Raw genomic sequence first — 22,310 nt, 5'->3', positions numbered from 1 at the left:
GTGGCCGCATCCCCGGGGCGCCCGCTGCCCCTGATCACCGACCAGAACGAGTTCTTCTGGATGTCGGGGGCGGACGGCCGGCTGCGCATCCAGGAGTGCGCCTCCTGCACCGCCCTGATCCATCCGCCGCAGCCCGTCTGCCGATACTGCCGTGGACGGGAGATGGGTGTACGGGCCGTGTCCGGACACGCGACCCTCGTCGGCTTCACCGTCAGCCACCACTTCAGCCTCCCCGGCCTGCCGGCGCCGTACGTCGTCGCCCAGGTCGCGCTCGAAGAGGACCCCCGGATCCGGCTCACCACCAACGCCGTCGAGTGCGACCCCGGCGAACTCGCCCTGGGCATGCGCATGGAGGCCGTCTTCGAGCAGGCCGGGGAGGACGTGTGGCTGCCGCTGTTCAGGCCGGCCGCGGAGCAGGCGGAACCCGCGCCGCTGCCCGCCGACGAGACCGACCCGGGCTCAGTGGTATGTCACATACGACCGATGCGGACCGCGGAGAAGTTCGAGGACAAGGTCGCCCTCACCGGCATCGGCGCCTCCCCGCTCGGCCGCCGGCTGAGGGTCCCCCCGCTCTCCCTCACCGTCCAGGCCTGCGAGGCCGCGGTCGCCGACGCCGGACTCACCCTGGACGACATCGACGGTCTGGCCAGCTACCCGGGCGCCGGCGCCTACGGCGGCTTCGCCGAGGGCGGCGTCACCGCCCTGGAGTCGGCGCTCGGCATCCGCCCCACCTGGTACAACGGCGGCAGCGAGACCTTCGGCCCCGGCGGCTCCCTCATCGCGGCGATGCTCGCAGTGGCCGGCGGCCTCGCCCGGCACGTGCTCTGCTTCCGCACCGTGTGGGAGTCCAGCTTCGCCGAGCTCGTGAAGGAGGGCAGGATCCCTGTGGCCGGCGGGGCGGACGCCGGCTGGCTCAAGCCCTTCGGCGCCACCTCCGCCGCCCACACCCTCGCCCAGAACGCCCAGCGGCACATGCACCGTTACGGCACCACCCGCGAGACCCTGGGCTGGATCGCCCTCAACCAGCGCGCCAACGCGGCCCTGAACCCCACCGCGATCTACCGCGCCCCGATGACGATGGACGACTACCTCCAGGCCCGCCCCATCACCACCCCCTTCGGCCTCTACGACTGCGACGTCCCCTGCGACGGATCCGTCGCCGTCGTCGTCTCGGCCCTCGACACCGCGCGCGACCTCGCGCGGCCACCGGTCCTCGTCGAGGCCGTCGGCACCCAGATCACCGAACGCATCGAGTGGGACCAGAGCACGCTCGCCCACGAACCGCAGACCCTCGGCCCGTCCGCCCATCTGTGGACCCGCACCTCCCTGCGCCCCGCCGACGTCGACGTGGCCGAGCTCTACGACGGCTTCACCTTCAACTGCCTGTCCTGGATCGAGGCGCTGGGCTTCTGCGGCATCGGCGAGGCCAAGGACTTCCTGGACGGCGGGAAGAACATCGCCCGCGACGGCGTGCTGCCCCTGAACACCCACGGCGGCCAGCTCTCCCACGGCCGTACCCACGGCATGGGCCTCGTGCACGAGGCGGTCGTCCAGCTGCGCGGCGACGGCGGCGCCCGCCAGGTGCCCGGGGCCCGGGTCGCGGTGGTCAGTACCGGCGGGCTGGCGCCCGGCGGGGCCATTCTCCTCAGGACGGACACGTGACAGACAGTCATCCGGACGTGGTGCCCGGCGCGGTGAGCGTCGACGGCATCTCCCTCTCGTACCGGGCGAGCTGGGTACGACAGCCACGCGCCGCCGTCCTCGCCCTGCACGGCGGCGGAACCGACTCGGCCTACTTCGACTGCCCGGGCCGGCCACGGCTCTCGCTGCTGCGCACCGGAGCCGCCCTCGGCTTCACGGTCATCGCGCTCGACCGGCCCGGCTACGGCGCCTCCCTGCCCCACGCGCCCCGGCTCACCGACCCGGCACGGCGGGTCGACCTCGCCTACGCGGCCCTGGACCGGCTGCTCGCCTCCCGCCCGACGGGCGGCGGTGTGTTCCTGGCGGCCCACTCCGCCGGCGGTGAACTCGCCGTGCGGATGGCCGCCGACGAGCGCGGACACACCCTGCTCGGCCTGGAGATCGCCGGCACCGGACGGCATCACCACCCGCGCTCGGTGAGCTTCCTGGAGAACGGCGACGAGGAGCTGCGCCGCCCCGGCCGGGCCCGCGACCGACTCCGCGAAGCCCTCTGGGGCGCGGGCCACCTCTACCCGCCGGAGGTCCACGGCGGCGCGAGCATCGCCGCCGCCTCGCCCGCGTACGAGTCCGCCGCCCGCGGCTGGCGGCACGAGTTCCCGGAGCTGGCGGCCCGCGTACGCGTACCGGTGCACTTCACCCTGGGCGACCACGAGGAGGTGTGGAGCTCCGGCCCCGCCGCCCTCGCCGACATCGCCTCCCTCTTCACGGCGTCGCCTCGCGTCCGGGTCCACGAACAGCGCGACGCCGGACACAATCTCAGCCTCGGGTACTCGGCCCGGGCCTACCACCTGAGGGTGCTGTCGTTCGCGGAGGAGTGCGCGGTGACCCGGGAGGCGAGTGTCGCCGCACCCCCACGACAAGGGAGAGCGGGATGAACCACACCGATGCCGTCGCACTGCTGCTGCGCCTGGTCCTGGGCGTCGTCATGATCGCGCACGGGCTCAACCACTGGCGCGGCGGCGGCCGTATCGCGGGCACCGCCCGCTGGTTCACCGGCCTGGGCCTCACCCATGGCACGCTCCAGGCCTGGCTGAGCGTGGCCACCGAGACGGGCGCCGGGCTGCTTTTGCTGGCAGGCCTGCTCACCCCGCTGGCCTGCGCGGCCGTCATCTCGGTGATGCTGGTGGCGGGCCTGCTCGCGCACCGGCCCAACGGCTTCTTCGTCTTCAAAGAGGGCTACGAGTACGTCCTCACGCTCGCCGTCGTCGCCCTGGCGCTGGCCGCGCTGGGACCGGGCAGCGCCTCCGTGGACGACGCGGCCGGCCTCGACCGGGCCGGCTGGACGGGCGTCGGCATCGCCCTCGGGGCTGCTGTGCTCGCCACCGCCGGTCTGCTCGCCGCCTTCTGGCGTCCCCGGCCCGCGCCGGAACCGGTGCCCGCCCCCGAACCCCTCGAGCAGGAGGCCGGCTGATGCGTGTCGGATTCATCGGACTGGGCAGTCAGGGCGCCCCGATGGCCCGTCGGATCGTCGAAGCGGGACACGAGACGACCCTCTGGGCCCGCCGCCCCGCGACCCTCGTCCCCTTCGCGGACACCCCGGCCAGGCGCGCCGCCTCGCCTGCGGACCTGGCCGCGGCCAGCGACCTGGTGTGCGTCTGCGTCGTCGACGACGCGGACGTCGAGGAGGTCCTCACCGGCGAGCACGGTGTCCTCGCCGGACTGCGCAGGGGCGGGGTGGTCGCCGTGCACAGCACCGTCCACCCCGACACCTGCCGTCGCCTCGCCGACCGTGCCCGCACCCACGGCGTCACGCTGATCGACGCCCCGGTGAGCGGCGGGGGCCCGGCGGCGGCCGAGGGACGACTGGTGGTGATGGCGGGCGGTGAGCCCGGCACGGTGGCCTACTGCCGTCCGGTGTTCGCGACCTACGCGGACCCGGTGGTCCACATGGGTCCGCTGGGCACCGGCCAGCTGGCGAAACTCCTGAACAACGTGCTGTTCACAGCCAACCTGGGCACCGCCGCCGACACCCTCGCCCTCGGCCGGGACCTGGCGATCGACCCGGTCGCCCTCGCCCGGGTCCTCGCCCATGGCAGCGCGGCCGGGTTCGCGCTCGAGCGGGTCGCGGCCGCCGGGGGCACCCTGGACCGGTTCGCCGGTCACGCCGGGCCGCTGCTCCGCAAGGACGTCCGCCTGCTCACCGACGTCACCGAGGCCGCCGGTGCCGAACCGGACATCGTCCTGACGGCCGCCGGAGCCGCCCTCGCCCGGATGGCCGGACAAGGGACAACGGACAACGGCCGACGGCCGGTTCAGGACCGGAGGTAGCGGATCCGCCCCCCGACGAGAGTCAGTCGCACGAGGTCTGCCGACGGATCCGACAGGGCCTCGGCCGGCGGCACGGCGAGCAGGACGAGGTCGGCGGGCACGCCCGGCACCGGCCGCGGGGGCCTCGAGCCGGGGGCGTGGGGCGGCGAGAGATACGCCGCCAACGCCTGGGCCGCGGTGACGCGTTCGGCGGAGTTCGCGGTCCGCCCGCCGGGGACCTCGCGGGTGGTGGCCGCGCGGATCACGGACCAGGGGTCGAGCGGCCCGTACGGGGCGTCGCTCGACAGCGCCAGCGGGACGCCGGCGCGCAGGAACGAGGCACAGCGGTACAGGTCGGTGTGCTCGTGGGGCGGGGTGGCGTCGAGGAAGTCGTCGCCGCGGTCGGCGAGGAAGCCGGGCTGGGTGACCACGCTCAGTCCGAGGCGGCGCACGACGGGCACGGCCTCCGCCGGAACCACGGCCGCGTGCTCGATCCGGTCACCCCGCAGCACCCCGGTCCGTTCCAGCGCCGCGAGCAGCAGGGCGAGGGAGACGGCCGTGACCGTGTGCACGGCGACGGGACGGCCCCGCCGGTGTGCGGCCCCTATCTCCTCGGTCAGCCCGGTGAAGTCCGGCAGCTTTGAGTCGGCGAGGACGATCTTCCAGGGGCCGGGCGCCGGGCGGGCCGACGACGGTGTTCCGAGTGGCGCCCCGAGCAGCAGCAGCCGTTGGGGAAGGCGACCGCTGCGCGCCTCGTCGGTGAGCCTCTCGACGGACTCGGGGGTCAGGCGCGGGGTGGCGTCGGTGACGGCCGTGATGCCGTAACCGGCGAGTCGGCGGCCCACCGCCGCCAGGGACGGGGCGGGGGCTTCGGGCAGCCGTTCGCGCAGCCAGTCGTCGGCCCGCCACAACCGCCCCGTGGGCCGTCCGGCGTCGTCGCGTTCGATGCCGGGATGGCGTCCGGGTGCCAGGCCGGTCCGTTCGGCGGCAAGGGAGTTGAGCATCCACAGGGCGCCGCTTCGGTGCTGCACCCGCACCGGGACGTCCGCCCGCAGTGCGTCGAGGCCGGCGGCGTCCAGTGGGCCGGCGACCCGTTCGTCGTAGCCGACGCCCCTGACCCAGCCGTGCCGGTCCGGAACCGCCTGGTGCAGTGCCGCCCGCAGCGCCGGGCGGTCGCCGACGTCCGGCGGGCCGCACCGTACGGAGGCGACCGCGGCCGCCAGTGCGAACAGGTGCAGGTGATGGTCGGTCAGGCCGGGCAGCAGGGCACCGCCCGCCGCGTCGATCTCCTCCTCACGGGGCGCCCGCACCAGCCCCGTGCCGAGTTCCGCGACCACACCGCCCCGGACGCGCACGGAGCACCGTCGGCCCTCGACCTCCGCGTCCCGGATCAGCAGCCCGCTCACGGCACCCGGATCCCCAGCTCGCGCAGCACCGCGGCGGTGTCGGCGCCGCTCGCCGGGGCGGTGGCGGCCGGACGGCGCGGACGCGGCGCGGACAGCGGATACGCCGTGCCCCCGGTGTCCACCAGCCAGCCGTCCCCGTGCCCGACCACTCGGACTTCTCGGGCGGTCGGCACGGACAGGCAGGCCGTCACCACGTCCGCCATCGACACGTCCAGCACCGCGCCGCCGCCCCCCGGTCGTTCGGACAGGGCGAGCGCCGCGGCGAGCAGACCGGTGAGCGGGTCGGCCACGGCGTCACCGGCGAACACGGGCAGCCCGTCCGCGTCCGCGCCGAGGAGTCCGCGGGCGGCGGCCACGTCGTCGCCGAAACCGACGCGGCCCGAGGCACGCCCGTACGCCGTGATCGAGATCCAGGTGCAGCCACGGGCCGCCTCGGCCTCGGCGTCGAGCCCGAACCCCGCCAGAGCGCGGGGCCGGGAGGCCTCGATCACCACGTCCGCCCGGCCGACCAACTCGTGGAGAGCGGCACGGCCGTGCGGGTTCGCCGGGTCGAGGACGACCGAGGCATGGCCCGCGTGGAGCAGGTCGTAGAAGGCGCGGTCGCCGAAGCGGGCGCCGTCCGGGCGGGTCGGGGTCTCCACCTTGACCACCCTGGCTCCCGCCGTACCCAGCAGATGCGCGCACAGCGGGCCCGCCCACAGCGCGCTGAAGTCGACCACCAGCAGCCCCGCCCCGGCGCGCGGTGCGCCGGGCACCGGGCAGGTGCGGTCCGGACGGGGGCGGACCGCACCGCCCGCCAGACCGAGGAGTTCCACCCGCTCGTCCAGATCGGCGCCGTCGTGCGCGGCGAGCCAGTCGGCCAAGCGCCCCGGCAGCGCCCCGGCGTCCAGCTCCCGGCCGATCAGCGCGCTCCACAGCAGCGGGTCGTCCGGACGCGCGTCGGACACGGCCGCCCAGCCGTCCCCGGTGGGCAGGAGCCGGCAACTGCCGCCCACCGACAGCCGGCCCCGCCGCCCACGCCCGTTGAGCGCGGCCCGTTCGGCCGGCAGCCGGGCCCCGTCGAGCCGCGCCCCACCGGCGGCGGCGACGTGGTCGGCCAGCCAGGAGGCGAAGGTGGCGGCCGCACCGGGAGGCAGTAGCGGAGGCCCGTCGGCGTGACCGGTCAGCAGGGGGACACCGCTGCGGGCCCAGTCCTCCGCGATGCGGGCAGGGCTGGTGTCGGGGCCGGTGTCGGGCCAGGGACGCGCCGGCCGTGCCGGGGACGGCGGCGGCGAACCGCCGGGTGCCCGGCGGTTCGCCGCCGAGGACCCTGTCGTACTGCCGGATGCCCGGTCGGCCATGCGGGGATGGTAGATCAGAGAGGTGCCTGCGACCACAGCGATCTCCCTCACCGAACTCGCGGCCGGGGCGGCGGACGCCGACCTCCTGGACGCGCACGCCGAGCCGTCCCGGCCGCTGACGGTCGTCGACCTGGACCCGGCGACCACGCCCAGCGCCGCCGACCTGGAGCGGGCCGTCCGCCGGGCCCGGGACGGCGACCGGCTGCTCGTCGGACGCACCCGCCGACCGGAACCCACCTGTCCCGACGCCCTGTTGAACGCCCTGGACCTGACCCTGGTACGCGCTCCCCGCGACCGCCGCGACGCGACGGACACCGCCGGTCACCCGGCCACGGTCGCGGTCACGGACCCGGCCGCCGAGGCGGAGTTCCTGCGCGCGCGGGCGGCGGAACAACCCCAGGCGGCCCTGGTGCTGCGCCAAGTCCTGGGCATGACCGGGCAGTTGCCGGTCCGGCAGGCCCTCGACCTGGAGTCGCTGGCCTACTCCACGTTGCTCGGCGGTGCCGGGTTCGCCGGATGGCTCGCGGCACGTGGGCCACGGTCCGCGCCGCCGCCCGCGACGCACGACCCCGTGACGGCACGCCGCGAGGGCGGCCTCCTGCGGATCACACTCGACCGGCCCGAGCGGCGCAACGCGCACGGTGCGGAACTGCGGGACGCCCTGGTCGCGGCCCTCGACATCGCCGTCTGGGACGACACCGTGCGCGAGGTGGTCCTGGACGGCAACGGCCCCTGTTTCAGCTCGGGCGGCGACCTGGACGAGTTCGGCACCGCCGCGGACCTGGCGGCCGCGCACCTGATCCGCACCCGGGCCGGCGCGGCGGCCCGCCTGCACGCCCTCGGCGACCGGCTCACCGCACGCATCCACGGGGCCTGCGTCGGCGCGGGCATCGAACTCCCGTCCTTCGCCGCCCGGGTCGTCGCAGCCCCCGGCACCACCGTCCGGCTGCCCGAACTGGCCATGGGCCTGATCCCGGGCGCCGGCGGCACGGTCGGCATCCCGCGCCGGATCGGTCGCTGGCGCACTCTGTACCTGGCCCTCGACGGCCGCGCCGTCCCCGCCGAACGCGCCCTGGCCTGGGGGCTGGTGGACCGGATGGAGGAGTGAGACGGGGCCGGGCGCAGCGGCACCGCGGACCGGAGTCAGCCGATGCAGATGACCAGCAGGCAGAGCTGCGAGGGCGTGGTCGCGGACGCGGCCGGTGCGGGGCTCGCCGACGATGCCGACGTGCCCGCGCCGGTGGTCGCCGTGGTGGTTCCGGTGGTGGCGGTGGGGGTGGGCGTGGCAGTCGCCACCGTCGCCGCGCCGGTGGCGGTGCCGGACACCGTGGCGGCGGACCGTGACCGGGCGGCGGAGACCGTCGTGCGGGTCGGCGAGGTGGCGGTGTCCTGACCGGGAGTCGCCGTGGCGTGCGGCACGCCGGCGGTCTGCTCGTGCGGGGCGTTCGCCGTGGCCGCGCCGGCGGAGGCCGTCCGGTCCGGGGCGCGGTGCCTGCCGGTGGGTGCCGACGCCGCCGGGTCGGCGACCGTGGCCTGCTCGTCGGCGAGGCCCATGGGCCTGTTGTCGGGGGCCGTGGCCGCCTGCGCCCGATCGGTGCCCTGCCGGTCCAGGGACGCGACGGTCAGCCCGCCGCCGACCAGGGCGACCGCGGTGGCCACCACGGCCCGCCGCTGGTTCTTCTTCCAGCGGGCCCGCTGGCGGCGCCGGGCCGCCCGGCCCACCGGTGCGGCAGGGGCGGCGTCCGGACCGTCGTACGGACCCTCGGCCGTCTCTTCGGTGGCGCGGGCGTCCGTGTCGAACCACGCGGTGTTGGCCGGATCCTGCCAGGATGCCACGCCGGTCGACGCCGGAGCGACGGTGGCGCGCGCGGCGACTTCCGGGGCGTAGGCGCCGCATCCGGGGCACGCCAGGGCGCCGTTGAGGTGCCGACGGCACGATGCGCAGTAGTCCATCCGCGGTCTTCCTGACTCGACTGCGCCAGCGGCCCCATGAGCCGTGGCCTGATCTCGTTCGTACGTGGTATCGAACGGCCAGAACGGTAGCGAGCCTTTGGCCAGGCAGTGTGCAGCCTGTGTGTCGCTTCTGCGCAGATCAGGGGTTGTCGGCGATCCGGTACCGGGTGGCGGCCCCGCCGCCCCAGTACACGCCCGGGCGGCCGCCAGGGGATCATCGGCAGCGCGGTCGCCGCGGCGGACGTCCCCAGGGCCCGTACCGCTCTTCTTCCTCGCGTTGTCACTCCAAGTCGATCAGTCGAAGAGTCGATCAGTCGATCAGTCGTGCTGTCGATCAGTCGATGCCGGCGGAGACGAGGACGCGCACGTCCCACGGGCCGAGGTCCACCGCCGTGCCCGCGGCGAGTGACGTGCCGTCGAGGACGTCGGTGAGGTGGACCGGGGCGGAGACGTGCGCGGGCTCCCAGCTCCAGTTGTGGACGATGCGCACGCGGCGCCCGTCGGGTGCGGTGCCGGTCGTGGCGGTGACCGTCGCGGGGAGGTCCCGCCAGCCGTGCCGGGCCGCCGGGGAAAGCCACTCGGCCAGCGTCCGGGCGAGGTCGCGGCCCGGCACCGTGCCGACGTACGTCACCCGGCCCGCGCCGTGCCGGCGGGTGGTGACCGCGGGCCAGCGCCCGAAGTGCGGGTGGTCGTACTCGACGAGCACCTCGGCGTCCGCGACGATCAGGCCGTCCGCCCAGCGGGTGGCCGTGGCGCCCTCCGGCAGGCGGAGCGGGCCGCCGGGCACGGACCGGACCGGCAGCTCCCGAAGCAGGTTGCTGAACTCGTCGTACGACACGCCCGCCGCGTCCGTGAGCCGGCCGGGCGCCGGTTCGGTGCGGGCCCGGCCCTCCTGGTCGGCGTAGCCGGTGCGCGGGCCGAGGACCAGATGGCCGCCCGCGTGGGCGTAGGCCGCGAGCAGGTCGAGGGTCGCGTCGTCGGCGAGGTACAGCGCGGGCACGACCAGCACCGGGTGCCGGCGCACCGTCTCCTCGGGAGTCTCGCCGTCGCGCAGTCGGCGGGCGTGGACGATCCGCACCTGGCGGCCTGCGTCGAAGGCGCCCCGGTGGAAGGCGTCGAAGATCCGGTGGTAGGCGGCCGGGTCGGGGCCGCCGTCGGGTGTGGCCAGCGGCGGGTACTTCTGCATCAGCCACTTGCTCGGCGTCGAGTACACCATCGTGAGGTCGGCGTCCGGCTCCAGACCGGCGACGAGCCCGCCCGCGGTGTCGAACTCGGCGCCCAGCCGGGCGAGTTCGGCGTAGACCCGGCCGGGGCGGCCGGTGTGGGGGAGGATGCCGCCCCAGTAGGTCTCGGCGCCGAAGTGCAGCGTGTGCCAGTGCCAGTACTCGATCATCCTGGCCCCGCGCCCGACCAGTGCCCAGGCCGCCTGGCGCCACTGGCCGTCGTAGGCGGGCCGGTTGTCCCAGGGGAAGCCGATCGAGCCGGCGTTGGTCTCGGTGACCAGGAACGGCGCCTGCCGCGAGGAGAACATCCAGTCGGCGGTGCGGTACAGCGCCCACACCCCGGTGGTCTTCCACTGCTGTTCGTGGGTCTCGGGTGTGGGGTCGGGCAGCAGCAGTCCGTCCTGCATGTCGTAGTACGGGTTGCCTGCGGCGATGTCGAGGCGGTCGGTCAGCTCGTCGTCCTCGACCGCGGGGCGGGTGTAGGAGATGCAGGTGGTGACGAACTGCTCCGGGCGGGCGTACTCGCGGACGATGTCCGCCTGCCAGCCGATGAACTCGGTGACCTGACGGGCCTGGAACTCCCGCCAGGCGATGTCGTACTGGGGCTGCGCGTTGCCGTCCGGGGTCCACAGGTCGGCCCAGGTGGAGAGCCGGTGGGACCAGTACACCAGGCCCCACTCGCGGTTGAGGGTCTCGACGTCTCCGTACTTCTCGCGGAGATGGTCGACGAACCGCTCGAACACGCCCCGGTTGTGCAGGAGTTCGTTGCCGGGCTCGTTGTCGACCTGGAAGCCGATGACCGCCGGATGGTCCGCGTACCGGGCGACGATCCGGCGGACGACCCGCTCGGCGTGGAACCGGAAGGCGGGGTGCGTGAAGTCCACCTCCTGCCGGGCGCCCCAGCCGATCCGTTCACCGGTGCGGCGCTCGCCGGTGATCTCCGGGTACTGGCGGGCCAGCCACGGCGGGACGGCGTACGTCGGGGTGCCCAGGACGACCGAGATCCCGCGCTCGTGGGCGCCGTCGAGCACCGGTTGCAGCCAGTCCAGGTCGAAGCGGCCGTTCTCCGGCTCCCAGGTCGACCAGACCGACTCGCCGACCCGGATGACGGTGACATGGGCGTCGGCCATCAGGTCGAGGTCGGTCTTGAGGCGTTCGGCGGGACGCTCGTACGGCTGGTACTCGTGGTAGTACGCGGCACCGAACAGGACACGGGCAGGCAGAGCCGCCATGAAGGAGACCTCCGAAGGAGAGTGAGGGGAAGTTGCCGGAAGGGGGTCACTGCTTGACGCCGCCGGCCGCCAGGCCGCTCTGCCAGTACCGCTGGAGCAGCAGGAAGGCGGCGACGAGCGGCACGATCGAGAGCAGGGAACCGGTCACGACCAGCGCGAGCATGTCGCTGCTGGCACCGGCCCCGCCGTTCTGGGCCTGCGCGGCCCAGGAGGCCAGGCCCACCGTCACCGGGTACAGGTTCGGGTCGTTGAGCATGATCAGCGGCAGGAAGTAGTTGTTCCAGGTCGCCACGAGCGTGAACAGCAGGACCGTCACCAGGCCGGGGCCCAGCAGCCGCAGGGCGATCCGGAAGAAGATGCGGGCCTCGCCGGCACCGTCGATGCGCGCGGCCTCCAGGATGCTGTCCGGGACGGCGTCGGCCGCGTAGATGCGCATCAGGTAGAGGCCGAACGGGTTGACGAGGGACGGCAGGATGACGGCCCAGGGGGTGTTGACCAGGCCCGCCTTGGCGAACAGCAGATAGGTCGGGATGGCCAGCGCGGTGGTCGGGACCATGACGGCACCGAGGACCAGGTTGAAGGTGAACCGGTCGCCGCGGAAACGGAACTTCGCGAATCCGTAGCCGCCGGCCGCCGCGAGCAGCGCGGCGCCGACCGCGCTGACGACGGCGTACAGGACCGTGTTGAGCAGCCAGTGCACGAAGACGCCGTCGTCCTGGGTGAGGGTCGCCCTGATGTTGGCAAGGAGCTGAGGGGTGTGCGAGAACCACAGGCCGAAGCTGTTGAAGAGGTCCTGGGTGCTCTTGGTCGAGGCGATCAGCAGCCAGCACAGGGGGAGCAGGAAGTAGGCGAGCGCCGCCAGCATGGCGATGGTCAGCGGGGTGCTGCGGCGGGTCGTCATGCGGTCCTCCTGCGGCTGTCGCGGCTGCTGCGGCTGTCGCGGCTGCCGCGGTTCGCGGTGAGCAGCACGCCGTAGGAGGCGATCACGATGACGAGGCCGAGGAGGAAGGACACCGTGGCCGCGTAGTTGACCTGCTGGCCGGTGAACGCGAGGGAGTAGGCGTACAGGTTGGCGGTGTAGGAGCTGGTGATGACGTCCGGGGCGATCTTCATCAGCAGGTTGGGTTCGTTGAAGAGCTGGAAGCTGCCGATCACCGAGAAGAGCAGGGTGAGCAGGAGCGCCGGCCGCAGCGCGGGCAGTTTCACCGACCAGGCGATGCGCCAGGCCCCGGCGCCGTCCACCGCCGCCGCCTCGTACAGCTCCTGCGGGATCGTGCGCAGGGCCGCGTACAGGATGATCATGTTGTAGCCGACGAACTCCCAGGTCACGATGTTCGCCAGGCTGCCCAGCATCCAGCCGTCGCTGAGGAAGTGCGGGGCCGCAAGGTCCACTTTCCGGCTCAGCTGGGCGAACGGGCCGAAGTCCGGCCCGTACAGATAGCCCCACATGAGCGCGGCGACCACGCTCGGCACGGCGTACGGCACGAAGATGCCCAGCCGGATCACCCGCGCCAGCCGCAGCAGCCCGCTGTCGAGCGCGAGGGCGAACAGCAGCGCCAGCAACAGCATCACCGGCACCTGGATCACGAAGAACAGCGCCACCCGGCCCACACCGTGCAGGAGTTGGGGGTCGCCCAGTGCCTGGGTGTAGTTGTCGAGGCCGACGAACACCGTCCCGCCGATCAGGCGGTTCTGGAACAGGCTGAGATAGGCGGCGTAGCCGAGCGGGGCGAGGAAGAGCAGGAGGAACAGCGTCAGGAACGGGGCGACGAAGAGCGGTCCGGCGGCCCGGTGGCGGCGGGTGCCGGTCATCTCAGCTCCCCTTGACCGTGAAGCCCTGGCTCTTCGCGTACGTCGTCAGCCGTGACTGCCAGCTGCCGAGCGCGCGGACCGTGTCGGTGTGGTCCGCCAGGGACTTGCCGACGGTCTCGGTCCAGTCGGTGGCTGCCTGGTCCAGGAACGGGGGCCACTGGAAAGAGGAGTTGACCGTGGAGCTGATGTCGGCGAAGACCTGGTTGACCTTCTGTCCGCCGTAGAAGGAGGGGGCGTCCCCGGTGAACGACGCGTCCGTGAGCAGGGCCTTGGTGGCGGGGAAGAAGAACTGCTCGGTGGCGAACATCCTCGCGCTGGCCGGGTCGCTGTTCAGGAACTGCGCGAACACGGCGGCGGCGACGGGGTTCTTGGTGGAGCGGACCACCGCGGTGGTGGAGCCGCCCCAGTTGCCGGAGCTGGGCTTGGCCGCGTCCCACTGCGGCAGCGGGGCCGCCCGCCACTTGCCGGCCGTGGCCTTGGCGGAGCCGGACAGGAACACCGGCCCCCACGCGGCGGTGATCCAGGTGGCGTACTTGCCCTTGTTGAGGGCGGCGTACCAGGAGTCGGTGAAGTCCGGCTCGACGCCGATGACCCCTTCCTTCGCGAGCCCGCCCCAGTAGGCGCCGAGCTTTTGCGAGACGGTGTCGTCCACGCTGATGGTGATGTCGCTCTTGCCGGAGGTGACATAGGGCTTGGCGCCCGCCTGCCAGAGCAGCCCGTGCCAGGCGGCGACCTGGTTGGCGGCGAGGTTGGTCAGGTAGACGTCCGGGTCCGCCCTGTGCAGCTTGCGCGCGGCCGCGGCGAACTCGTCCCAGGTGCCCGGGACTTCGATGCCGTGCTTGTCGAAGATGTCGTGCCGGTACAGCATGCCCATCGGGCCGGTGTCCTGCGGTATCGCCCAGATCTCGCCGTTGCTGCCGCTGACCTGGCCCCAGGTCCAGTCCACGAAGGCGGACTTGAGCGCCGAGGCGCCGTACGGCCGCAGATCGAGCAGGCTGTTGGTGATGGTGAAGGTCGGGATGGCCTGGTACTCGATCTGGACCATGTCCGGAGCGCCGCTGCCGGCCTTCAGCGCCGTACGCAGCTTGGTGTACTGGGGCGTGCCCTGACCGGCGTTGACGATCTTGATCTTGACGGCCGGGTACTTCTTCTCGAAGAGCGCGACCTCCTTGGCGATGTTCGGGACCCAGGTCCAGAACGTCAGCTCGGTCGGGGTCTTCATGGCCTTGTCGATGTCGGCCTGGCTCACGGGCTTGGCCGAGGCGGAGGAGCCGCCGGAGTCACCGCCGCCGCAGGCGGTGAGGGCGGCGTCGAGCGACAGGGCGCCCGTGGTGGCGAGGAAGAGCCGGCGGCTCACGGGGGCGGTGCTGGACGTGGAGGTGGATCTGGGCATGGTGAACTCCCGCCGATGGCGAAGGGACGGCACGCCTGGCGAGGGCGTGCGGGGGTGGGGATGGGGGAGGAAGGAAGGCGAGTAGCAGGCGCGCAGGCCTGGCTCGGGGCCCTCTGGGGCGCGGTGCGGCTCTGGGAGCGCGGGTGCCAAGCGGGCGCGCTCAGGGAAGTGCGGAGGCGCGCGTGGTCGGCGCGGCGCCGGGCGTCGGCACGGTGGCCCGTGCCGGGATCGCGTCAGCCGGGATGGTGCGGGGTCGGACGGTGGGTCAGTCTGCGGCGGTGGTACCTCCGTTCGCGGATGCGGGACCTGATGCCGGACCGCGCCGGGCCCGGGCCGGTGTCCTGCGGCCCGGCGGTGACGCGGTCGAGGCGCGGACGACGAGGTCGACCGGCGGACCGCTCGACGGCAGCGGATCCGCCGCCGGGTTCTCGATGGCGTGCACCAGGCGTTTGAGACCCTCCTGCGCCACGGCGTCGAAGGGCTGGCGCACCGTGGTGAGCGGGGGAGTCACGTAGGCGGCGACCGGGATGTCGTCGAAACCGACCACGCTGACGTCCTCCGGGACGCGCCGGCCGGCCTCCGCCAGCGCGCGGATCAGACCGATCGCCATGTCGTCGTTGGCGGAGAAGACCGCGGTCACCCGGTCGTCGGCGGCGAGTCCGCGCCCCGCCGCGTACCCGGAGGTGGCCGACCAGTCGCCCCCGGCGACCGGGGGCACCTCCCTGCCCTCGGCGGTCAGGGCGGCCCGCCAGCCCTCCAGCCGGTCCCGGGCCGCGTACCAGCGCTGCGGACCGGCCAGGTGATGGACCGTCGCATGGCCGAGCGACAGCAGGTGTTCGGTTGCGGTGCGGGCCATCAGGTCCGCGCCGTCCCCGGCGGTCAGCACGGTCGGCGCGGTGACCGGCGGCGGCGCGCCCATGACGAGGACCGGCACGTCGACGCGCAGGGACACGTCGCCCTGCTCGTCGATGGGCTCGGAGATGACGATGCCGTCCACGCCCTGGTCGAGGAGCGAGTCCACGGCACCGGAGAGGCCCGCCGGGTCGCCCTCCACCGTGTTGACCACGCGCAGCGCGTATCCCGTGTCCCGGACGACCCGCTCGACGCCCATGAGCAGCGAGGCGGGTCCGTACAGGGCCGTACCGAGTGTCACCACGCCGATCGAGCGGGTGCGTCCGGAGGCCAGCGCCCGGGCGGCGTTGTTGCGCCGGTAGCCGAGCTGTTCGGCGGCGTCGAGCACCCGCCGGCGCACGTCCTCGGAGACGTACGGCTCGTCGTTGAAGACCCGGGAGACGGTCTTCTGCGAGACACCGGCCAGCCGGGCCACGTCCACACTGCGTGGCGCGGCGGTGCTCCTGCCGCGTCCCGTCCCTGGTGTCATGGCATCTCCCGGTGACCGCCCGACCGCTTGATCGAGGCCAATCATGTCATGCGCGGTCTGACTGACTGCGCTGTCATGTCTGCGTAGTCATGTCTACGCAGTCATAGGAATCGCGTCAAGACTCCGGAACGCATCGATTGCGGAGAGCCTGCGCGCGAGCCCGGTCCACGCGGCCGGTGCCCCGCACCGGGGGCGGGCGCCGGCTCCGGTGCGGAGCACGGGTGTTCGGCCACCGGCAGGTGTGGTTCGCGGCCGCCGTGGTCGGGCCGTGCCCGGCGCCTCGGTCGCACGGCCCGGAATCCGGATCACCGGTGGCCCGTGCCGTTCGTCGCCCGTGGGGGCGTCCGCGCGCTACTGCGAACGCGGTAGCCCCTGCTGATACCGCGGTACGTCGTCGCGGCGGCGCGTACTGCGCCCTGAGGCCGCCGTTTGCCCGCAGCGGGACGACGACGGCGCGCCCCCCGCCCCGCGAGCCTGAACCGGTGTCGGAGACCGGGGGCGCACCGCCTCGCGCGGCCCAGCCCAGTGCCGGTCGGATCCCCAGCAGGAAGCAGGGCACTCGGATGAGGACTCGTACCGGGCTCGGGCTGGCGGCGGTCGCCTCGTGCGTCGCGCTCGCCGCAGCCGTGACCGTCGGCCGGGAGGGCGGCTCGGCCGCGTCCCCGCACACGCTGCCGAAAGGGCCGTACGTGGCGCTCGGCGACTCCTACACGGCGGGCCCGGACATCCCCGACCGGCACGGGCGGCCCGCGGGCTGCGAGCGCTCCGACCGGAACTACCCCTCGCTGGTCGCCGCCGGACTCGGCCTGCGGTCGGCCGGGTTCAAGGACGTCAGCTGCAGCGGGGCGGTCACGGCGGATCTGGCCGCCCCGCAGACGACGGACGACGGCGTCAACCCCGCGCAGCTGTCGGCTCTGACCGCCTCGACGCGGCTGGTCACCCTCGGTATCGGCGGCAACGACATCGGCTTCGGCCCGCTCCTCACGACCTGCGTCAAGTTCGGCGTGGCGTACCGGCTGGCGGAGCGGATCGCGAGCGGGGCCGCCGACCGGGCACCGTGCCGCGGCCGGTACGTGGCGGACGGCACCGACGAGATCGACGGGAGGATCGGCGCGGTCGGCCGGCGGCTGTCCGGCGTGCTGGACGACATCAGGCGCCGTGCGCCCGCGGCCCGGGTCTACGTGGTCGGGTATCCCGCGATCCTGCCCGCCGAGGGGACCGGCTGCGCCGCGCTCGGACTGGCGCCGGGCGACGTGGGGTTCCTGCGCGAGAAGGAGCAAAGGCTCAACGCCGTGCTCCGGCGGCAGGCGCAGACGGCCGGGGCCGGCTACGTCGACACCTACACGCCCTCCGCGGGGCGTGACGCCTGCGCGGACGCCGCCGTGCGCTGGATCGAGCCGCTGGTCCCGGCGGCCCCGGCGGCCCCGGTCCACCCCAACGAGCGCGGCGAGCGCGGCATGGCCGACGCCGTGCTCCGGGCAATCGCGGCGACGCGCTGAGGCGGGCCTGCCGTCGTACCGGCGCACGATCCCGCGGCCCGGACGCGTACTGCGGTTTCAGTAGGCCGTCCTCCGGATTCAGTAGGCGGCAGTTCCAGTAGCCGCACGACGACGACGGGGCCCTCGCCGGGACAGCCTGGGTGACCAAGCGAGATCGGATGTGGAGTTCCCTGACGTGGCTAGTTTTCTGTATCGACTGGGCCGACTGGCCTTCCGGCGGCGCGGGTACGTCGCCCTGCTGTGGGTGGCCGTCCTGGCCGCCGTAGGACTGGGCGCCCTGCAGGCGCCGGGCGCCGCCGACGAGGAGTTCTCGACGCCGGGCATCGAGTCCCAGAAGGCGTTCGACCTGATGCAGGAGCGCTTCCCCGGCGCGGCCGCCGACGGTGCCACCGCACGGGTGGTCTTCGTCGCCCCGCACGGGCAGAAGGTCACCGCCACCGCGAACAGGAAGGCGATCGAGGAGACGGTGGCCGCGCTGGGCGACGGCACCCAGGTGGCCGGTGTCGCGGACCCCTTCACCGCGAAGGCGGTCAGCGAGGACGGCACCACGGCCTACGCGACCGTCACCTACAAGGTGAAGTCCTCCGCCCTCACCGACGCCGGCCGGACGGCGCTGGAGAACGCCGCCGGCCAGGCACGCGAGGCGGGCCTCACGGTCGAGACCGGCGGCTCCGCCATGGACAGCGGCGCCGGACCCGGCGGCGCCGCCGAGATCATCGGCATCGCGGTCGCGGCCGTCGTCCTGCTGGTCACCTTCGGGTCGCTGGCGGCCGCCGGACTGCCGCTGCTGACCGCGATCCTCGGCGTCGGCATCAGCATGTTCACCATCACCGTGCTCGCCGACGCCCTGGGCCTGTCCACCAGCACCGGCACCCTGGCGATGATGCTGGGCCTCGCCGTCGGCATCGACTACGCCCTGTTCGTCGTCTCCCGCTACCGGGAGGAGCGCGCCAGGGGCAACACCCCGCAGGAGGCGGCCGGCCTCGCGGTCGGCACGGCGGGCTCGGCGGTGGTCTTCGCCGGCCTCACCGTGGTCATCGCCCTGGCCGGTCTCTCGGTCGTCGGCATCCCGATGCTGACCAAGATGGGCCTGACCGCCGCCGGGGCCGTGGTCGTCGCCGTGGTCATCGCACTCACCGTCGTCCCGGCCCTGCTCGGATTCTGGCCGAACGCCGTGCTGGCGGGCGCCGCACGCCGCCCGGAAGGCGGCCGCCGCCGGCTGTTCCGTGCCAGGAAGACCGTGCCCCGGGGTGACAACCACGGCACCCGCTGGGCCCGCTTCGTGCTGTGCCGCCCGGTCCCCGTGCTGCTGCTGGGCGTCGTGGGCCTCGGCGCCCTCGCCGCCCCGATGACCCAGCTCCAGCTCGGCATGCCGGGAGACGAGGCCAAGTCCACGTCCACCACCGAGCGGCGCGCCTACGACGACCTCGCCGAGGGCTTCGGTCCCGGCTTCAACGGTCCGCTGACCATCGTCGTGGACGCCAAGGGGACCGCCGACGCCAAGGCCGGCGTGAGCACGGTCCGCGAGCGGATCGCCCGCACGGACGGGGTCGTCTCGGTCTCGCAGCCGCGCTTCGACAAGGCGGCGGACACGGCGGTGTTCACCGCCACCCCGTCCACCAGCCCCACCGACGAGAGGACCAAGACGCTCGTCAAGACGATCCGCGGTGAACGCCCGGCCATCGAGTCGGCGGCCGGTGCGTCCTTCGAGGTCACCGGGACCACCGCGCTGAACATCGACATCTCGGGCAAGGTCCAGTCGGCCCTGGTGCCCTACCTCGTCACCGTCGTCGGTCTCGCCGTCATCCTGCTGCTGGTGGTCTTCCGGTCGCTGCTCGTGCCCCTCAAGGCGGCGCTCGGCTTCCTGCTCTCGGTCCTCGCGGCGCTGGGCGCGGTCGTCCTGGTCTTCCAGCAGGGGCATGCGGCCGGGCTGTTCGGGGTGGACCAGACCGGGCCGATCATGAGCCTGATGCCGATCTTCCTGGTGGGTATCATCTTCGGCCTGGCCATGGACTACGAGGTCTTCCTCGTCTCCCGGATGCGGGAGTCCCACGTCCACGGCGAACCGGCGAAGGAGGCGGTCGTCTCCGGGTTCCGGCACAGCGCCCGCGTCGTCGTGGCCGCCGCACTCATCATGATCGCGGTCTTCTCCGGGTTCATCGGCGAGAGCGAGTCCATGATCAAGATGATCGGGTTCGGCATGGCCACCGCCGTGCTCCTCGACGCCTTCGTCGTCCGGATGGCGATCGTGCCCGCGGTCCTCGCCCTGCTGGGCGACCGGGCCTGGTGGCTGCCGAAGTGGCTGGACCGGCTGCTGCCCAGGGTGGACATCGAGGGTGAGGCCCTGACCCGGGGCGCGGCCACCGCAACGCTCACCGACCCGGACCCGACCCCGGACGAGCCCGTCGAGGCACGCCTGTGACCGTCCTCCCCGGTCCCGGCGGGCCGCCCGTGGCACACGTCACGGGCGACCCGACCGGGCGTTCCACGGCCGACGTCGGCCACCATGGACCCAGGCCCCGCACCCGGAGAGACACACATGACCACCACCTTGGACAGGAGAACGGGACGCTACCGCCGTTTCGTGGACGCGGCCACGGTCCTCTCGCTCCTCGGCTGCGTGGCCCTGGGCGCCCTGCTCCGCTTCCCCGGCCTCAGCCAGCCGCGGGAGCAGTGGCCCGCCGTGATCATCGCGGCCGTCACCTGCCTCGCCCTGCTGCGGGCCCGCGACCACCCGCGCGCCGTCGCCGCCGTGGCCATGGCCGGTACGGTGGCCACCCTCGCCCAGGGCTACCTCCCCACGCCCCTCATGCTGGCCCCCCTCATGCTGGCCCTGTACTGGTTGTCCGCCGAGACCGACCGGGAAACCGCGCGGGTGTTCGGGCTGGTGGCCATGGCCGTGGTGGTGATCGCCGCCATGCTCGACAACCCCACGACCGACATGCTGCTGCTGCGCACCGTCGGCCCCGTCCTGTGGCTGCTGCTGCCCCTCGTCGGCGGCGGTGGCGCCCGGCTGCGCACCGCCTACCTGGAGTCGGTACAGGCCCGGGCCGCGTACGCCGAACGCACCCGGGAGGAGGAGGCCCGGCTGCGGGTCGCCGAGGAACGGATGCGGATCGCCCGCGAGCTGCACGACGTCGTCGCCCACCACATGGCCGTCGCCAACGCCCAGGCCGGCACCGCCCGCCACCTCGTGCCCACCCGGCCCGAGCAGGCGCTGGCGCTGCTCGACGAACTGACGGTCACCACGTCCTCGGCACTGATCGAACTCCGGGCCACCGTCGGGGTGTTGCGGCAGTCCGGCGACCCGGACGGCGAGTCCCTGGAACCCGCCCCCGGCCTGGACCGGCTGCCCGACCTGGTCTCGACCTGCGCCGGCGCCGGGCTCGACGTCACCCTCACCACCGAGGGCGAACCCCGCCCGCTGTCCCCGGGCGTGGACCTGACGGCGTACCGGATCATCCAGGAAGCCCTCACCAACGTCACCAAACACGGGGCCGGCCAGGGCGCCGACGTCCGGCTCGCCTACGAGCGGACCCGGCTGCTCATCTCGGTCACCAACGAGGGCACTCCCACCGCCCCGGCGGCCGCCCACGGAGGTTTCGGCCTGATGGGCATGCGGGAACGCGCCCACTCCGTCGGCGGCGACCTGCGGGCCGGACCCCGCTCCGGCGGCGGCTTCGAAGTCACCACCGCCCTTCCGCTCCACTCCCTCGCACCGGAAGAACCAGAGGCCGCCGCGTGAGTGTCCGAGTCCTGCTCGCCGACGACCAGGCCCTGCTGCGGGGCACCTTCCGGCTGCTGATCGACTCCTGCCCGGACCTGGAGGTGGTCGCCGAGGCAGCCGACGGCAAGGAGGCGGTGGACCTGGCCCGCACCCACCGCCCCGACATCGTCCTCATGGACATCCGCATGCCCGGCACGGACGGCCTCGCCGCCACCGCCGCCATCTGCGCCGACCCCGAGCTCGCCGGCACCCGCGTCCTCGTCCTCACCATGTACGAGACCGACGAATACGTCGCCCGGGCGCTGCGCGTCGGCGCCAGCGGTTTCCTCGGCAAGTACGTCACCACCGACACCCTCCTCGACGGCATCCGCACCGTCGCCGCGGGCGAGGCCCTGCTCTCCCCGGGCGCCACCCGCGCCCTCATCACCCGTTTCCTCGCCGGCCCCGCACCCGGCAACCTCCTGGCACCCCCGGAGCGCCTGAACGCCCTCACCCCGCGCGAACGGGAGGTCACCGCGCTCGCCGCCCGCGGCAGGTCCAACGACGAGATCGCCGCGGAACTCGTCCTGAGCGTCCTGACCGTCCGCAGCCACATCCAGCGCGCCCTGACCAAACTCGGCGCCCGCGACCGCGCCCAGCTCGTCGTCATCGCCTACCAGACCGGCCTCGTACGCCCGGAGTCACGGCAGATCTGAGCGCGAGCCCGCCCCGCCCCTTCCACACGACCGGCCCACCGAGCGCACCTGCCCGGCCGCGACACGATCGACTGTCGGAACACGCTGGTACGTCGGCCTCGCCGCAGACACCGCCGCCCGTGACAGGCCGAGTGCCGGTTCCCCGGCAGCCGTGCGGGCGGAGCTCAGCCGGTGCCGCCCAAGCGGATCAGCGTCTGCTGGCCGTTGGCCACCAGGGTGCGCTCGCCGTCGTCCCGGACGCCGTACACCTCCAACCGGCACACGGTCAGGGTGCGGCCGGACTTCAGCACCGTGCCGATCGCCTCGATGTGGTCGCCGACGGCGGGCGCGAGGAGGTTGATCTTGTACTCGACGGTGAGGACGTCGCAGTCCTCGGGGACAGCGTGAGCGCCGCGTAACCGCCGGCCCTGTCCGCGACCGCGCTGGTGGCGCAGGCGTGGATGTAGCCGTGCTGCTGGGTCACCTCGGGGCGGGCCGGAAGCACGATGTGCACACGGCCCGGTGCGATCTTCGTGATCCGCGCGCCGAGATGAGTCATCAGCCCCTGCGCGTCGAAGCTGTCCTGAACACGTTTGCGGACCACGGGGCTCGCCTCTTCCTGCTGCGTCCGGTCGTTCACGTACGCGCTCTCCCTCCGGGGCCGCGCCTGCTTCGCCGCGTGAGGAAGGCTAGGCCGGATCAGCCGGGAAGTGTTCCCCGGA

The 22,310-nt window shown here is 73.7% G+C and carries 17 protein-coding genes and 1 pseudogene; 9 read left to right on the top strand and 9 right to left on the bottom strand.

The window, feature by feature from the left end; genetic code table 11:
- From ACZ4UV_RS21865 to ACZ4UV_RS21850, 4 genes are read left to right on the top strand one after another with little or no spacing between them, the layout of a single operon-like run.
- Positions 1 to 1,662: a thiolase C-terminal domain-containing protein gene (locus tag ACZ4UV_RS21865; protein WP_451020965.1), complete on the top strand. Its 1,662-nt coding sequence runs from the start codon at positions 1 to 3 to the stop codon at positions 1,660 to 1,662.
- The gene (locus ACZ4UV_RS21860; protein ID WP_467839937.1) at positions 1,659 to 2,576 is read left to right on the top strand and encodes an alpha/beta fold hydrolase; all 918 of its coding nucleotides are present in this window, start codon (positions 1,659 to 1,661) and stop codon (positions 2,574 to 2,576) included. Before ACZ4UV_RS21865 ends, ACZ4UV_RS21860 begins: the two co-directional genes overlap by 4 nt.
- Positions 2,573 to 3,112 (top strand): DoxX family protein, encoded by a 540-nt coding sequence (locus tag ACZ4UV_RS21855; protein ID WP_467839934.1) that lies wholly within the window; start codon positions 2,573 to 2,575, stop codon positions 3,110 to 3,112. Before ACZ4UV_RS21860 ends, ACZ4UV_RS21855 begins: the two co-directional genes overlap by 4 nt.
- Complete coding sequence (locus ACZ4UV_RS21850) at positions 3,112 to 3,969, top strand: NAD(P)-dependent oxidoreductase (protein ID WP_451023075.1); 858 nt, start codon at positions 3,112 to 3,114, stop codon at positions 3,967 to 3,969. Before ACZ4UV_RS21855 ends, ACZ4UV_RS21850 begins: the two co-directional genes overlap by 1 nt.
- Here ACZ4UV_RS21850 and ACZ4UV_RS21845 read toward each other — a convergent pair.
- A complete protein-coding gene (locus ACZ4UV_RS21845; protein ID WP_467839931.1) occupies positions 3,954 to 5,354 on the bottom strand; it encodes an amidohydrolase family protein in 1,401 nt (466 codons plus the stop codon). The two genes, ACZ4UV_RS21850 and ACZ4UV_RS21845, sit on opposite strands and share 16 nt — an antisense overlap.
- Positions 5,351 to 6,694 (bottom strand): CoA transferase, encoded by a 1,344-nt coding sequence (locus ACZ4UV_RS21840; protein ID WP_467839928.1) that lies wholly within the window; start codon positions 6,692 to 6,694, stop codon positions 5,351 to 5,353. Before ACZ4UV_RS21840 ends, ACZ4UV_RS21845 begins: the two co-directional genes overlap by 4 nt.
- A gap of 22 nt (positions 6,695 to 6,716) precedes the next feature.
- Between ACZ4UV_RS21840 and ACZ4UV_RS21835 the strand changes: the two genes are divergently transcribed.
- Positions 6,717 to 7,802 (top strand): enoyl-CoA hydratase/isomerase family protein, encoded by a 1,086-nt coding sequence (locus ACZ4UV_RS21835; RefSeq protein WP_467839926.1) that lies wholly within the window; start codon positions 6,717 to 6,719, stop codon positions 7,800 to 7,802.
- A 35-nt stretch (positions 7,803 to 7,837) separates the two neighbouring features.
- Here the strand turns inward: ACZ4UV_RS21835 and ACZ4UV_RS21830 are convergent, their stop codons facing one another.
- The 6 genes from ACZ4UV_RS21830 to ACZ4UV_RS21805 all read right to left on the bottom strand — a co-directional run bounded on the left by ACZ4UV_RS21830 (position 7,838) and on the right by ACZ4UV_RS21805 (position 15,688).
- On the bottom strand, positions 7,838 to 8,647 hold the full coding sequence (locus ACZ4UV_RS21830) for an SCO2400 family protein (protein ID WP_451021687.1): 810 nt from the start codon (positions 8,645 to 8,647) through the stop codon (positions 7,838 to 7,840).
- A 334-nt stretch (positions 8,648 to 8,981) separates the two neighbouring features.
- The gene (locus tag ACZ4UV_RS21825) at positions 8,982 to 11,102 is read right to left on the bottom strand and encodes a beta-galactosidase (RefSeq protein WP_451021686.1); all 2,121 of its coding nucleotides are present in this window, start codon (positions 11,100 to 11,102) and stop codon (positions 8,982 to 8,984) included.
- A gap of 46 nt (positions 11,103 to 11,148) precedes the next feature.
- Entirely contained in the window at positions 11,149 to 12,003 is an 855-nt protein-coding gene (locus tag ACZ4UV_RS21820; protein ID WP_467839923.1) for a carbohydrate ABC transporter permease, read from the bottom strand.
- The gene (locus ACZ4UV_RS21815) at positions 12,000 to 12,914 is read right to left on the bottom strand and encodes a carbohydrate ABC transporter permease (protein ID WP_467839922.1); all 915 of its coding nucleotides are present in this window, start codon (positions 12,912 to 12,914) and stop codon (positions 12,000 to 12,002) included. The genes ACZ4UV_RS21820 and ACZ4UV_RS21815 overlap by 4 nt, the downstream gene beginning before the upstream one ends.
- A 1-nt stretch (position 12,915) precedes the next feature.
- On the bottom strand, positions 12,916 to 14,307 hold the full coding sequence (locus ACZ4UV_RS21810) for an ABC transporter substrate-binding protein (RefSeq protein WP_451021683.1): 1,392 nt from the start codon (positions 14,305 to 14,307) through the stop codon (positions 12,916 to 12,918).
- Positions 14,308 to 14,572: 265 nt separating this feature from the next.
- A complete protein-coding gene (locus ACZ4UV_RS21805) occupies positions 14,573 to 15,688 on the bottom strand; it encodes a LacI family DNA-binding transcriptional regulator (RefSeq protein WP_467839917.1) in 1,116 nt (371 codons plus the stop codon).
- A 563-nt stretch (positions 15,689 to 16,251) separates the two neighbouring features.
- Here ACZ4UV_RS21805 and ACZ4UV_RS21800 point away from each other — a divergent pair.
- From ACZ4UV_RS21800 to ACZ4UV_RS21785, 4 genes are all read left to right on the top strand, one after another.
- The gene (locus tag ACZ4UV_RS21800) at positions 16,252 to 17,187 is read left to right on the top strand and encodes an SGNH/GDSL hydrolase family protein (RefSeq protein ID WP_451021681.1); all 936 of its coding nucleotides are present in this window, start codon (positions 16,252 to 16,254) and stop codon (positions 17,185 to 17,187) included.
- 175 nt (positions 17,188 to 17,362) lie between these two features.
- Complete coding sequence (locus tag ACZ4UV_RS21795) at positions 17,363 to 19,609, top strand: MMPL family transporter (RefSeq protein ID WP_467839915.1); 2,247 nt, start codon at positions 17,363 to 17,365, stop codon at positions 19,607 to 19,609.
- Positions 19,610 to 19,726: 117 nt separating this feature from the next.
- Positions 19,727 to 20,932 (top strand): sensor histidine kinase, encoded by a 1,206-nt coding sequence (locus ACZ4UV_RS21790; protein ID WP_451022639.1) that lies wholly within the window; start codon positions 19,727 to 19,729, stop codon positions 20,930 to 20,932.
- Positions 20,929 to 21,609, top strand: a complete 681-nt coding sequence (locus ACZ4UV_RS21785; protein ID WP_451022638.1) for a response regulator transcription factor — start codon at positions 20,929 to 20,931, stop codon at positions 21,607 to 21,609. Before ACZ4UV_RS21790 ends, ACZ4UV_RS21785 begins: the two co-directional genes overlap by 4 nt.
- Before the next feature lie 164 nt (positions 21,610 to 21,773).
- On the opposite strand, the pseudogene ACZ4UV_RS21780 reads toward ACZ4UV_RS21785, so the two are convergent.
- A pseudogene (locus ACZ4UV_RS21780) lies at positions 21,774 to 22,228 on the bottom strand (PaaI family thioesterase).
- Between the last annotated feature and the right edge of the window lie 82 nt (positions 22,229 to 22,310).

It is taken from the genome of Streptomyces sp. NPDC028289 (assembly GCF_055565975.1).
This window is presented reverse-complemented; position numbering and strand designations above follow the sequence as displayed.